The organism is Paraburkholderia sp. UCT70, from assembly GCF_050434085.1.
Taxonomy (GTDB): Bacteria; Pseudomonadota; Gammaproteobacteria; order Burkholderiales; family Burkholderiaceae; genus Paraburkholderia; species Paraburkholderia tuberum.
In genome coordinates this window covers 3,248,852-3,261,589 of the sequence record NZ_JBNPVZ010000004.1, presented here as the reverse complement: position 1 = coordinate 3,261,589, position 12,738 = coordinate 3,248,852, and the positions used below count along the sequence as shown (strand labels likewise).

General features: G+C 63.3%; 13 protein-coding genes. 8 read left to right on the top strand and 5 right to left on the bottom strand.

The genetic code is table 11. The features are described 5' to 3' along the window. Nucleotides 1-8: 8 nt before the first annotated feature. Complete coding sequence (gene yidC / locus OKW41_RS40800) at nucleotides 9-1,667, top strand: membrane protein insertase YidC (RefSeq protein ID WP_429575958.1); 1,659 nt, start codon at nucleotides 9-11, stop codon at nucleotides 1,665-1,667. A gap of 137 nt (nucleotides 1,668-1,804) precedes the next feature. Here yidC and OKW41_RS40795 read toward each other — a convergent pair whose 3' ends face one another. Continuing rightward, a complete protein-coding gene (locus OKW41_RS40795; RefSeq protein ID WP_018418931.1) occupies nucleotides 1,805-2,212 on the bottom strand; it encodes a helix-turn-helix domain-containing protein in 408 nt (135 codons plus the stop codon). Nucleotides 2,213-2,594: 382 nt separating this feature from the next. Here OKW41_RS40795 and mnmE point away from each other — a divergent pair, with 382 nt between their 5' ends. The 3 genes from mnmE (at nucleotide 2,595) to OKW41_RS40780 (ending at nucleotide 5,769) form a co-directional block, all read left to right on the top strand. Continuing rightward, nucleotides 2,595-3,989 (top strand): tRNA uridine-5-carboxymethylaminomethyl(34) synthesis GTPase MnmE, encoded by a 1,395-nt coding sequence (gene mnmE / locus OKW41_RS40790; protein ID WP_429575957.1) that lies wholly within the window; start codon nucleotides 2,595-2,597, stop codon nucleotides 3,987-3,989. 183 nt (nucleotides 3,990-4,172) lie between these two features. Further along, a complete protein-coding gene (locus OKW41_RS40785) occupies nucleotides 4,173-5,363 on the top strand; it encodes a tyrosine-type recombinase/integrase (RefSeq protein ID WP_429575956.1) in 1,191 nt (396 codons plus the stop codon). A gap of 244 nt (nucleotides 5,364-5,607) precedes the next feature. Next, nucleotides 5,608-5,769: a hypothetical protein gene (locus OKW41_RS40780; protein ID WP_184002982.1), complete on the top strand. Its 162-nt coding sequence runs from the start codon at nucleotides 5,608-5,610 to the stop codon at nucleotides 5,767-5,769. A gap of 98 nt (nucleotides 5,770-5,867) precedes the next feature. Here OKW41_RS40780 and OKW41_RS40775 read toward each other — a convergent pair whose 3' ends face one another. Beyond that, nucleotides 5,868-6,197, bottom strand: coding sequence for an ecotin precursor (locus OKW41_RS40775; protein ID WP_429575955.1), 330 nt, complete (start codon nucleotides 6,195-6,197; stop codon nucleotides 5,868-5,870). Nucleotides 6,198-6,482: 285 nt separating this feature from the next. On the opposite strand from OKW41_RS40775, the gene OKW41_RS40770 reads away from it, so the two are divergent. Continuing rightward, on the top strand, nucleotides 6,483-7,598 hold the full coding sequence (locus tag OKW41_RS40770) for a diguanylate cyclase (protein WP_429575954.1): 1,116 nt from the start codon (nucleotides 6,483-6,485) through the stop codon (nucleotides 7,596-7,598). 29 nt (nucleotides 7,599-7,627) lie between these two features. Here the strand turns inward: OKW41_RS40770 and OKW41_RS40765 are convergent, their stop codons facing one another. Next, nucleotides 7,628-8,467: an SDR family NAD(P)-dependent oxidoreductase gene (locus OKW41_RS40765; protein ID WP_429575953.1), complete on the bottom strand. Its 840-nt coding sequence runs from the start codon at nucleotides 8,465-8,467 to the stop codon at nucleotides 7,628-7,630. A 175-nt stretch (nucleotides 8,468-8,642) separates the two neighbouring features. Here OKW41_RS40765 and OKW41_RS40760 point away from each other — a divergent pair, with 175 nt between their 5' ends. Both OKW41_RS40760 and OKW41_RS40755 read left to right on the top strand, forming a co-directional pair. Next, the gene (locus tag OKW41_RS40760) at nucleotides 8,643-9,578 is read left to right on the top strand and encodes a GlxA family transcriptional regulator (protein WP_184055347.1); all 936 of its coding nucleotides are present in this window, start codon (nucleotides 8,643-8,645) and stop codon (nucleotides 9,576-9,578) included. A gap of 102 nt (nucleotides 9,579-9,680) precedes the next feature. Further along, a complete protein-coding gene (locus OKW41_RS40755) occupies nucleotides 9,681-10,106 on the top strand; it encodes an HIT family protein (protein WP_090805510.1) in 426 nt (141 codons plus the stop codon). 203 nt (nucleotides 10,107-10,309) lie between these two features. Here OKW41_RS40755 and OKW41_RS40750 read toward each other — a convergent pair whose 3' ends face one another. Then, nucleotides 10,310-10,489, bottom strand: coding sequence for a hypothetical protein (locus OKW41_RS40750; RefSeq protein ID WP_429453730.1), 180 nt, complete (start codon nucleotides 10,487-10,489; stop codon nucleotides 10,310-10,312). A 622-nt stretch (nucleotides 10,490-11,111) separates the two neighbouring features. On the opposite strand from OKW41_RS40750, the gene sap1 reads away from it, so the two are divergent. Continuing rightward, nucleotides 11,112-11,450 (top strand): surface attachment protein Sap1, encoded by a 339-nt coding sequence (gene sap1 / locus OKW41_RS40745; protein WP_018418921.1) that lies wholly within the window; start codon nucleotides 11,112-11,114, stop codon nucleotides 11,448-11,450. A 253-nt stretch (nucleotides 11,451-11,703) separates the two neighbouring features. Here sap1 and araH read toward each other — a convergent pair whose 3' ends face one another. Next, complete coding sequence (araH, locus tag OKW41_RS40740) at nucleotides 11,704-12,708, bottom strand: L-arabinose ABC transporter permease AraH (RefSeq protein ID WP_090802302.1); 1,005 nt, start codon at nucleotides 12,706-12,708, stop codon at nucleotides 11,704-11,706. Nucleotides 12,709-12,738 lie beyond the last annotated feature (30 nt).

Sequence of the window (12,738 nt, the reverse complement as noted above, 5' to 3'; positions counted from 1 at the left end):
GACAACGCATGGATATCAAACGCACCGTCCTATGGGTCATCTTTTTCATGTCAGCTGTCATGCTGTTCGACAACTGGCAACGCGACCACGGACGCCCGTCGATGTTCTTCCCGAGCACGACGCCGACCCAGACCGCCGGCAGCGCCGCGCCGGGCACCACGACACCGGGCACCCAGCCGGCCGATCTGCCGGCCACCAACGCGGCCGCGCCGGGCAACGCGCCAGCGGCCGAGCAATCGCAGCTCGTGAAGTTCGGCACCGACGTCTATAGCGGTGAAATCGACACCCGCGGTGGCACATTGTCGCGCCTGTCGCTCGTCAAGCAGGGCGACGGCAAGCAGCCGGATCTCGTGATCACGCTGTTCGACAAAACGAAGAATCACACGTATCTGGCGCGCACTGGCCTGCTCGGCGGTGACTTCCCGAATCACAACGACGTCTTTACGCTGATGCCGAATCAGCCGACCCAACTGGCCGACGGCCAGAACTCGTTCCAGATGAGCTTCGAGTCGCCGGAAAAGGGCGGCCTCCGGGTCATCAAGACGTATACGTTCACGCGCGGCAGCTACGTGATCGGCGTCGAGACGAAGGTCCAGAACGTCGGCACCACGCCGGTGACGCCGCAGGTCTATATGGAACTCGTGCGCGACGACCAGCCAGTCGAAACGCCGCGCTTCTCGCACACGTTCATCGGACCGGCTGTCTACACGAACGAGCATCACTTCCAGAAGATGACGTTCAGCGATCTCGACAAGAACAAGCAGGACTTCGCGACGTCGGCCAACGACGGCTGGGTCGCGATGGTCCAGCACTACTTCGCGTCGGCCTGGATTCCGCAGGAAGGCGTGAAGCGCGAGTTCTACGCCGAGAAGATCGATCCGTCGCTGTATCGCGTCGGCATAAAGCAGGCGATGCCGACCATCCAGCCGGGCCAGACCGTCAGCGTGTCCGCGCGTCTGTTCGCCGGTCCGGAAGAAGAAAAGATGCTCGCAGGTATCGCGCCGGGTCTCGATCTGGTGAAGGACTACGGCTGGGTCACGATCATCGCGAAGCCGCTGTTCTGGCTGCTGTCGAAGATCCACAGCTATGTCGGCAACTGGGGCTGGTCGATCGTGCTGCTCACGGTGCTGATCAAGGCGGTGTTCTTCCCGCTGTCGGCCGCGAGCTACAAGTCGATGGCGCGCATGAAGGCGATCACGCCGCGCATGCAGGCGCTGCGCGAGCGTTTCAAGGGCGATCCGCAGAAGATGAACGCGGCGCTGATGGAGCTGTACAAGACCGAGAAGGTCAATCCGTTCGGCGGCTGTCTGCCGGTCGTGATCCAGATCCCGGTGTTCATCTCGCTGTACTGGGTGTTGCTGTCGTCGGTGGAAATGCGCGGTGCGCCGTGGATTCTATGGATTCAGGATCTGTCGCAGCAGGACCCGTACTTCATCCTGCCGGTCCTGATGGCCGTGTCGATGTTCCTGCAGACCCGCTTGAACCCGACGCCGCCCGACCCAGTCCAGGCGAAGATGATGATGTTCATGCCGATCGCGTTCTCGGTGATGTTCTTCTTCTTCCCCGCAGGTCTCGTGTTGTACTACGTCGTGAACAACGTGCTGTCGATCGCGCAGCAGTACTACATCACGCGGATGATGGGCAGTTCGAAGGCGAAGCCGGCCTGATGTTCCGTCCGGCGGCGGCCCGCAGAGCCGCCGTGACGCAAGCTGAAGACGAAAAGCCGCCCGGTGCGAACCGGGCGGCTTTTTTTATGGTGCGGTTGAAGAAAATGCCGCGGGCGGCTGCGCTTGAGTTTCGTCGTTCACTCTTCGTCGGAATCTTCGCCGTAAAAACGCACGATCATTTCCTCGACCAGATTCCGGTCCTTCGGGGTCAACGATGCGATCTTCGAAGCGAGTTCGATCGTTTCGGGTGTCGGCGGATACTTTTCGCCACGTGCCATCGGTCGTGCGCTGGCGCCGGGCGGTGGTCCGTAATGGAGCCAGTGCTCCTTGACGTTCAACCATTCGGCGAGGGTCCGCAACTTGTCCGGCTTCGGAATCGTCGTGCCCGTCAGCCATTTGTGTGCGGTCTGGGGCGTCACGGGCCGCTCGCCGTAATAGCGAAGATTGAATTGCTCGGCGAGTTTGGTCCCGCCGCGGATTTTCAGCGGCTCGAGCAGATCCTTCAGCCTCTTGGCGAAGGCGGCTTTTTCTTTGTCGGTCGGCATGGGCCAGATTGTGCAATTCAGAGTTCAGCCAGTTGACAACCGATCAAGCTTTGCTTTCTCTTATTTGAGATAGTTTTAGCTTGCAGCGCGCGCCCCATAACGCGTTGCACGAATTTGATTTTTTTCATCTCTCGACTGCCAGGCTTGGCTTTGCCTGAACTGCAGTTCCTGCCGAGTCTCAAATATTCCTAAGTAGTGCGGTAATGATCCTAGCTTAATTGGGATAAATCTGAGTTGTTCAAACGAAAGGGGCAAACGGGCACGTCATCCACTTCGCGTCCTGGTCGTCAGCCCTTCCGTGCGAGGCGCGCGCGTTACAATGCCTCGCGCCGGCTCGACCGACACGGCCCTGCCCTTCCCCTCCCGTTTCGCCCGACTTCACATGCTCACGACCGACTCCGATCCCATCGTTGCCATTGCTACCGCGCCCGGCCGGGGAGGCATCGGTGTCGTGCGGATTTCGTTCGGCCGCGCTGGCGCGGCGGCGGCCCAGCCGTTGATGCAGGCCCTCACCGGCCAGACGCCCGCGGCGCGTCACGCGAGCTACGTGCCGTTTCTCGACGCGAGCGGCAATCCGCTCGATCGCGGCATCGCGCTGTACTTTCCGGCGCCGCATTCGTACACCGGCGAGCACGTGCTTGAACTGCAAGGCCATGGCGGCCCGGTCGTGCTGCAATTGGTCCTGCAGCGCTGCATCGACGCCGGCCGCGCGTTCGGTCTACGGCTCGCCGAGCCCGGCGAATTCACGCGTCGCGCGTTTCTGAACGACAAGCTCGACCTCGCGCAGGCCGAGGCCGTCGCCGATCTGATCGAGGCGAGCACCGAGGCCGCCGCGCGTTCGGCCGGCCGCTCGCTCGACGGCGCGTTCTCGCGCGACATCCACGCGCTGGTCGAAGAGGTGATCACGCTGCGGATGCTGGTCGAAGCGACGCTCGACTTCCCGGAAGAGGAAATCGACTTCCTCGAAGCCGCCGACGCCCGCGGCAAGCTCGTGCGCATACGCGAGCGTCTGGCGCACGTGCTGAGCGAGGCGCGCCAGGGCGCGTTGCTGCGCGAGGGTTTGTCGGTCGTGCTGGCGGGGCAACCGAACGTCGGCAAGTCGTCGCTGCTGAACGCGCTCGCCGGCGCCGAACTCGCGATCGTCACGCCGATCGCCGGCACGACGCGCGACAAGGTCGCGCAGACGATCCAGATCGAAGGCATCCCGCTGCACGTGATCGACACGGCCGGCCTGCGCGAGACCGAGGACGAGGTCGAGAAGATCGGCATCGAGCGCACGTGGGGCGAGATCGAGCGCGCGGACGTGGTGTTGCATCTGCTCGACGCGCGCGCCGGAATGACGGCCGACGACGAAACGATCGCCAGACGCTTTCCGCGCGGCGTGCCCGTCGTCCGCGTGCTGAACAAAACCGACCTGACAGGGCTCGCGCCCGCGACGCAGGCGCTCGACGCCGACCTCGAACTTAGCGAGGTGCGGCTGTCGGCGAAGAAAGGTGACGGCGTCGCGCTGCTGCGCGACGAACTGCTGCGGATTGCCGGCTGGCAGGCGGGCGCGGAGAGCGTCTATCTCGCGCGCGAGCGGCACCTGATCGCGTTGCGCGCGGCCGACGAGCATCTGGCGACCGCCGCAGCGCATGCGGAGCAGAACGCGCAGGCGCTCGATCTGTTCGCCGAGGAATTGCGGCTCGCGCAGGATCAACTGAACTCGATCACCGGTGAGTTCAGTTCGGACGATCTGCTCGGCGTGATTTTCAGCCGATTCTGTATCGGCAAGTAACGCCGACCTTGTGCGTCGCCGCAATCCGGCCGTCATATAGCCTCTCGTGGCCGAATCGGCGCCGCTGCCGCACACGCGAAAATCGCACTCCGTCGACCAAAAGCCCACCGGGTTTTTGGTACACAACCGGGCAAAGGTTTAGAATCCAGCTGTCCGAGCCTAAACGTACAGCGTCCCCAAAGCATGCCCCGCCTCGCCACCCCGCTCACCGAATCCGAGATCCGCGCGCTCGAACCGCGCGCGACCCGCTACTGCGTCGCCGACGGCAACGGCCTCGTGATCGAGGTCATGACGACCGGCACCAAGGTCTGGCGCTTCCGCTATACGTTGAACGGCAAGCGTCAGCCGCTCGCGACCATCGGCGATTACCGGATGATTTCGCTGCGCGTCGCGCGCGCGAAGGCGCAGAGGTACGCGGCGCTCGTCGCGCAGGGCATCTCGCCGGTCGCAACCGCGCGGCGCGATCGCGGTGCCGAGAGCAAGGCCGACGTGCTGCGCGAAGCGGCCGAGCTTTATCTCGCGACGGCGCTGGCCGGCAAGTCGGATGAATATCGCCGCACCACGCGGCGCGCGCTCGATAAGGACGTGCTGCCCGCGATCGGCAACAAGCCGATCGGCGCGGTCACCGCTGACGACGTCGCCGCGATCTGCGAGCGCATCAAAAGCCGCGGCTCGCCGAAAATGGCGCTGCACACGCGCAACGTCGTGAAGCGCCTGTACTCATATCTGATCGCGCGCCAGCTCGCGACCAGCAATCCCGCGGAAGTCGTACCGGCGCGCTCGATCGCGACCTTCGACAGCCGCACCCGCGTGCTGTCCGGCGCCGAGATCGGTGTCATGCTGCGCACGATCGACACATCCAATATCCGCCGTCCGCTGAAGCTCGCGCTGCATCTGCTGGTGCTGACGATGGCACGCAAATCGGACCTCGTCGAATCGACATGGGTCGAGTTCGATCTCGACGACGCGCTGTGGACGATCCCCGCCGCGCGCCTGAACGCGCGCGAGGCCCGCGTCGTCCGTCTGCCGCGCCAGGCGGTTGCGCTGCTGCGCGAGCTGCTACGCGGGCGCACCAGCGAGACGTTCGTGTTCCCGAGCGTGAGGGGCGACGATCGGCCGATCGCGAAAAGCACGCTGAACCAGGCAGTCAAGGCATTGGGGCTCGACGTGGAGCATTTCGTGCTGCATGACTTTCGTCGCACCGCGTCGTCGCATCTGCGCGACATGGAACAGCAATCAGCTGCGAAGGGCGACATCGCGAAGCGTGAAGCAACCGACGAAGCGGCGTGGCAGCGTCGCCTGCTTCAGAGTTGGGCGGACTTTGTCGATAGCCAGATGGAAGTCGCGCGGCAGACGGCGAACGGGACGGCTTGACGGCACTGTCATGGGTTTTGGCGCCATGTGACGCTTGGCCGTCAGGCCGGTAACAGGATGGTACGCAGGCTAATGCGACCTCGCCCGGACCCTAAGCAAATAAAGGAAAAATCATCAAAAACAGGTTTCCAAACCGGGCGCAAATGCGCCCTTTTTCGCTTCTCTGGACCGTTTGACATCGTCGTTCTTTCCCCGCTTCCTTCGCCTACACTGAGAGATGGATGCAAGCCGATACGGAGGTTCCATGCCTGAATCAATGCTCGCCTATCTGATGGGGCCCGCCGTCATGTTGGTGGTCGGCTTTGCCATCTGGATGATGTCGCGTCACCGCGACCCGTCCAGGCCGCCCAGGCTCGAGCGCTGGCTCGACACGCATTACGCGGAGTGGCTGCATCACAAGCATTAAGCCGCGCCTCAAATGGAAAAGGCCGTCGCATTGGGCGACGGCCTTTTTGTCTGCGCGTCGTTCGGCTGAATCATCCGCGCATCAGAGCCTTGCCGCGCTCACCACTGCGGCTCGGGTTGCGGTTGCGCATAGCCGTACTGTCCGGGCGGCGGTGCGCCGCACGCGACATAGGCGCGCTGATACTGGTCGTAGCAATATCCGGGCGGCGGTGCCGCGTAAGCCGGCGCGGGCTGGTACGCGGGCTCGGCATAGACCGGCTGCGGATACGCGACCACCGGCGCCGGCGTCAACGCCGAGGTGACCACCGCGCCCAGCACCGCGCCGCCAATCAGGGCACCCACCACATCACCGCCGTGTCCGTGCGCGGACGCCTGGCCCGCCACCGTCAAACTACCCGCCATTACCAACGCCACTGCGATCTTTTTCATATTGAGCTCCCGCCGTTCAGGCATGGACGAATTGTCGCCGGCGCGCGCGGAAATAGATGCTGCAGTTGGTAACCGGACATTAACTCTGTAACAGGTGCATAACGTCGGACGCGCTAACCCACGCATGGCATTGCGCTGCATTTCATCCAGGCAACGCGGGGAAGATTGCCGCGCTGGCCTTGATGCGGGCGCCGACTATTATCTGACCAATGGCAGTGGTCAACGAGCGCCTCGCCTTCCCGCAAGCTGACGTGCCCTTCCTGAACTTCATTCTGGCTGAACCACATGGACACCTCTAAACCGCCCCAGAACGCCGCAACGCTGCATCCCGCAGACGACGCGAACGCGCAGGCGCACGCGCTCGTCGCTGAGGATGCGCCCAGTCTCGCCAGCGACGACGCGCTCGCGCGCATGCTCGCCGACCCGCCGGCGGCCGAGTGCCCGATCATGGTGCTGCTGGTCGGCGACCAGGCGGTCATCGCCGCGGGGGTGCGCGAGGCGCTCGCCGACGAGCCGGGCATCGACTTTCGCTACTGCGCGTCATGGGAAGACGCGGTGCGCTGCGCCGAGGAAACGCGCGCGACGGTGATCCTGCAAGATCTCGTGATGCCGGGCACCGACGGTCTGACGCTGGTGCGGCAATACCGGCTGAATGCCGCCACTCGCGACATCCCGATCGTCGTGCTGTCGACCAACGAAGAGCCGCTCGTCAAAAGCGCGGCGTTCGCCGCCGGTTCGAGCGACTATCTCGTGAAGCTGCCCGACCGCATCGAGCTGATAGCGCGCATCCGCTATCACTCGCGCTCGTATCTACACCTGCTGCAACGCGACGAGGCGTACCGCGCGCTGCGGCAATCGCAGCGGCAACTGCTGGCGACGAATCTGGAGTTGCAGCGGCTCACGCATTCGGACGGTTTGACCGGGCTGTCGAACCGCCGCTACCTCGACCAGTATCTGGCCACCGAATGGCACCGCGGCACCCGCGACAAGACCGGCCTCGGCCTCCTGATGATCGACGTCGATCACTTCAAGGCCTACAACGACACCTATGGGCACGTCGCCGGCGACGAAGTGCTGAAGAGCGTCGCGCATACGATCGAAGCGTACCTCGGCCATTCACTGGATCTCGCCGCGCGCTTCGGCGGCGAGGAGTTCGCGGTGGTCGTGCCGGACACGTCGGCGGGCGGCTTGCGCCTGCTCGCGGAGAAAATCCGCATCGCGGTCGAAGACCGCGCGATCACCCATGCGGGCTCGGCAGAGGGCGTCGTCACGATCAGCATCGGCGCGGCGATGGTGGTGCCGTCGGCCGCCGAACCAGTCACGACGCTGATCGAGGCCGCCGGCGTCGGCCTGTATCGCGCGAAACACGACGGCAAGAATCAGGTGGCAGTGAGCGGCTGAGTCTGGCGCCGCCCTCCTCAACCTTCGGTTTACGCCACCACGGCGCGCGTATAGCGCTCGGCCGGCGCGCTGTGCGACAGATTCGGCTGCAGATGCAAACGCGCGCTGTTCAGACGCTCCCAGTCGGCGGCATCGGGCAACGACGGGATCGTCACCAGCTCGCCCTGGTCGAGACCGACAAGCGCCGCGTCGACCATGTCCTCGGCGCTCATCACGATCTGCGAAGGCAGGTTCTCGACCGCGAGACCCGCGCGATCCCAGAACGCGGTGCTCGTCGCGCCCGGCAGCACCGCTTGCAGCCGCACGCCCTTGTCGCCCACCTCGTGATGCAGCGACTGCGTGAGGTTCAACACGTAGGCCTTAGTGCCGCTATAGGTGCCGTTCAACAATTCCGGCGCCAGCGCGACGATCGACGAGATATTGATCACCGTACCGGCGCCGCGCGCGATGAAGCCCGGCAACACCGCCGCCGTCAGGCGCGTGAGCGAGGTCACGTTCAGCTCGATCATCTGCTCGAGTTCATCGATGTCGGAGTCGACCAGCGTCGCGGTCGCGCCGACGCCCGCGTTGTTGACCAGCATCGTGATGCCGCGCTCGGCGCGCAACTGGTTCTCGATGCGGCGCACGTCGGCCTTGTTGGTCAGATCGGCGCTGACGGTGCTCACGCGGCGGCCGGTTTCCTTCGTCAGCCGGTCGGCGAGGCTGCTGAGGCGTGCGCCGTCGCGCGCGATCAGCAGCAGGTCGTAGCCGCGTCGCGCGAGCCGGTCCGCGTAGACCGCGCCGATACCCGACGATGCGCCCGTGACCACCGCCGTACCCTTGCCTTCATTCGAATTGCCTTGTACGCCCTTGTCTGCCTGCGTTGCCATTGAAGCTCTCCTTGCGGGCTGCGGATGATGCGGCCGCCCTGTCCGGTGAATGGGAACATCCGTGAACTCGCCGCCTGGCGGCTTTTGCGCTGATACGGCGGGGTTGACGAGCTGAGTTTAGGCGCGTACTGTTTTGTCTCAAATGTCATATTTCCCTCGTTTCCGGACATCGCAAATGAAACGCATCGGCGTGGTGGTCTTTCCGGGCTTTCAGATACTCGACATGGTCGCGGTATCGATTTTCGAACTCGCCAATCAGGACACCGGCGAGCCAGCGTACGACGTCGCGGTGATCTCCGAGCACGGCGGCATGGTACGCAGCTCGGCGGGCGTCGAGGTCGCGACGCGCCCGTTCGGCGATCCCGCCTACGACACCGTGATCGTCACCGGCGCGATGGAGATCGCGCCGTCGTCGCCGGGGCTGCTCGCGTTTCTGAACGACGCCCTCGCCGCCTCGCGCCGCACCGCGAGCATCTGCACCGGCGCGTTCGTGCTCGCCGAAGCGGGCATCCTCGACGGCCGCCACGCGACTACGCACTGGGCGCATGCGCGCGATTTGCAACGGCGCTTTCCGCGCGCGCGGGTCGACGAGGACCGCATCTTCATCGTCGACGGCTCGGTGTGGACGTCGGCCGGCATGACCGCGTGTATCGATCTGTGCCTCGCGCTCGTCGAGAACGACCTCGGCGTCGCGGTTTCGCGCGCGATCGCGAAGAAGCTCGTGGTCTATCACCGGCGCACCGGCGGGCAATCGCAGTACTCCGCGATGCTCGATCTCGAACCAAAATCCGATCGGATCCAGAACGCGCTGTCGTATGCGAAGAGCCATCTGCGCGAGCCGCTGACCGTCGAGCAGCTCGCCGACGTCGCGCATCTGAGCCCGCGCCAGTTCAGCCGCGCGTTTCGCGACGAGACGCGCCAGTCGCCGGCCCGCGCGATCGAGGCGCTGCGTGTCGAAGCGGCTCGCACGATGCTCGAAACCGGCCGTCATTCGATCGAAACCGTCGCAGCCGACACCGGCTTCATCGACCCCGAGCGGATGCGGCGCGCGTTTTTGCGCGCGTTCGGCCAGCCACCTCAAGCGATCCGGCGTGCCGCACGCGTGGCGTAAGCGTTCGGGTAGAGAATAGGAAACCCGCGGTGCGAAGCTACGCAAAAAACAGTATCCCGCTCGACCCGTGAATCGAACCCAGCCCAAATGAAAGGAAACGCGATGAGCTACAACGACAGCAACCCGTTCGCCAAAATCTTGCGCGGCGAACTACCGTGCATCAAGGTGGCCGAAAACGACCAGGCGCTGGCTTTCATGGACTTGATGCCGCAAGCCGACGGCCATCTGCTCGTCGTGCCGAAGGAAGCGGTCGCGGAAATTTTCGATCTGTCGGATGCGGCGCTCGTCGCGTCGACGCGCATGGCGCAGAAGCTCGCGATCGCGGTGCGCGCGGCACTGCGCCCTGACGGCGTGTTCATCGGCCAGTTCAACGGCGCGGCGGCGGGACAGACAGTGCCGCACGTCCATTTCCACGTGATTCCGCGCTGGGAAGGCCAACCGCTGAAGCTGCATGCGCGCGAGGTCGCCGATCCGGACACGCTCGAAGCGCTCGCCAAACGGATTCGCGCGCACTGGCGCGCCCATTGAAGCGCGACGCGAAGCCTGCCGACGCAACGTCGCACCCCGCATTACGGTCACGCCCGGTAACAACTATAAAAGCCGTTGAAACCACCGATCGGCGCGTCGCGACTAGACTGCTATTGCCTTGTGTTCAAGGCATTGAGTGTGGATCTCTTTTTTCAGCCTGCCCCTGTGGCAGGCTTTTTTCTTTGAGGACCCGCTTCGCAATCTCAGAGCCGCTCGCGCGAACGGCGTAGCAGATGCCGCCAGTCGATGCGTCGGCGACGCGCTGGCAACGGCCGTCCGTCGTGCAGGTCTCGATGCTCCTGCCACAGTTCGTCGGAAAAGAGAAACATGACGATCAGCAGCGGTACCACCAGAAAAATCCCGAGTATTACGTGCTCGTTCACGATAGCCTCCGGTGCAGGAGATTCGTTTTCATTGTAGAGCACCGCCTGTGCCCGCATACCGGCTCGACGAAGATCCAAGTGGGATTCAGGCGGCACGCGAAGGGTACCTTGCACTGCGATCGCGCCACCCTCGCCTGTCCACGCGGCTTTGCGCCGCGCGGCTTCTTTTTCGTGCGTTTTCGGCAATGGCGCGTTGCAAGCGTTTCACCAAGGCCCATGAGAGACGGCTGGCACTGTTTATTTTCTGCACTTGCCTCGTTATTGCGCATCGCAGCTTTTGCCTTGGAATGACTTTGTGTGCGACGCACAAACCCATCGATTAAATTGTATTAGATCGCTTAATTGACGCTACGCGTTTACGTGAATACGCGCGCAAAGCTTTACCGGCTAAGCCGTGTGCGGGAGGGGATTTTTAGTTATTCATTTCATTGCCATTCGATCAGGCGTGTGCTCAGGCTTTAACCAGTTTCGACAGCAGGTGCGACAATTCGCCACTGTTGCGACCGCACACAAGAAGTGCTTGTCGTTCTCATCGGTTCTCCTAGAGTGTGAGATGCGGGTCTACCGTTAAAGTTAAATACATAGCTAACCGAGATTTTTTCGGCCCGCCCCGGAGGAACGAATGAAAACTCGAATTGCCGTTGTTTTCGCCATCGCGGGTTTGGCTGCCGCTAGCGTTCAGGCGCAAGACGTCGTGATCAAGCCGCAGCAAACGATCCAGTTCAAGGCCAATGCCTATGGCTGCGTATCGAAGGACAAGCTCGATGCCGCCGATCACCACGCGCAAGCCGGTGAACAGCAGCAGATGCAGGAATTCTTCTCCGGATATCAATGCGTGTCGACTCCGACCGACTCGAGTTTCCGCGTGGTGCGCGTGGTCGGCCACGACGTCGAGTTCGTGAATTCAGCCAATAGCGATACCGAGGGGCTCTGGGCGAACGACCGATTCATCAAGCAATAACTACAACACCGGTATTCCGGCAAAAGCCGGAATACGGTCGCATGCGTATCCGCAGCAGCTTTAAAAGTCGCAGGCGTGAACGCGTGAGCTAAAAGAGACGGCTTGGGCATTCAGACGCCAAGCCGTTTTTTATTGCTTTTGGATACTTGCCTGGCTTCACCTGCAATAAAAAAGCCGATGCGGGTTTTATCGACCCGCATCGGCAGTACGCCTTCTCGCAAAGCGCAGGAAACCGGCCACGAGCAACGGCGCGTCAGTGCACGCGCTTGCTGCGGCGGAACTGGTCGAACAGAACCGCGAGCAGCAGGATGCCGCCGCGAATCAGATACTGATAGAACGTCGGCACGTTCAGCAGGCTCATGGCGTCCTGCACGGAGCCCATGATCAGCACGCCGACCAACACGCCGGAGATCGTCGCGACACCGCCCGTCAGCGATACACCACCGAGCACGCACGCGGAAATCACGCCGAGCTCGAGCCCGACCGACGTCTTCGGATCGCCGAGGCTCATGCGCGACGCGAGCATCACGCCCGCGAAGCCGGTCACGAGGCCTTGCAGCACGAACACGGTGATCTTGATCCGCGTGACGGGCAGCCCCGCGAGCACAGCCGCTTCGCTATTGCCGCCGACGGCCAGCACGTTCTTGCCGAACACGGTCTTTTTCAGCAGGAAGCCGAACAGAACGAAGCCGACGATGTTGCTCCAGATCGGATAAGAAATGCCGAGGAATGAGCCGCCGCCGAGGTCGAAGAAGCGCTCCTCGGAGATCATCACCGCGTCGCCGTTCGACGTGATGTACGCGAGGCCGCGCACGACCTCCATCATCGCGAGCGTGACGATCAGCGAGTTGATCTTGTAGCGCGCGACCAGCGTGCCGTTGACGAGCCCGACCGCGCCGCCCGCGAGCACGCCGGCCGTGATGCCGACTAACACGCTGTGCGTCGCGGTGATCAGCACGGAAGCCACCACGCCCGAAAACGCGACGATCGACGCCACCGACAGGTCCACCTCGCCGAGTGCGAGCACGAACATCATCGTGACGGAGATCGAGCCGATCAGCGTGACCGACAGCAGCAGGCCCTGGATATTGCGCGTGCTCAGAAAGTCTGGGACCGTGAACGACAGCACCGCGAACAGGACGATGAACACCATCACGATGCCGGATTTGTTGATCAGGTCCCAGGTGCGCGCGGCGCGCGCGGTCAAGCCCACGGAGGCGACGGCGGGGGTGGAGGAATCGGTGGAAGGTGTATTCATGATGTCTGTTCCATTCAATGCCGTTTTCGT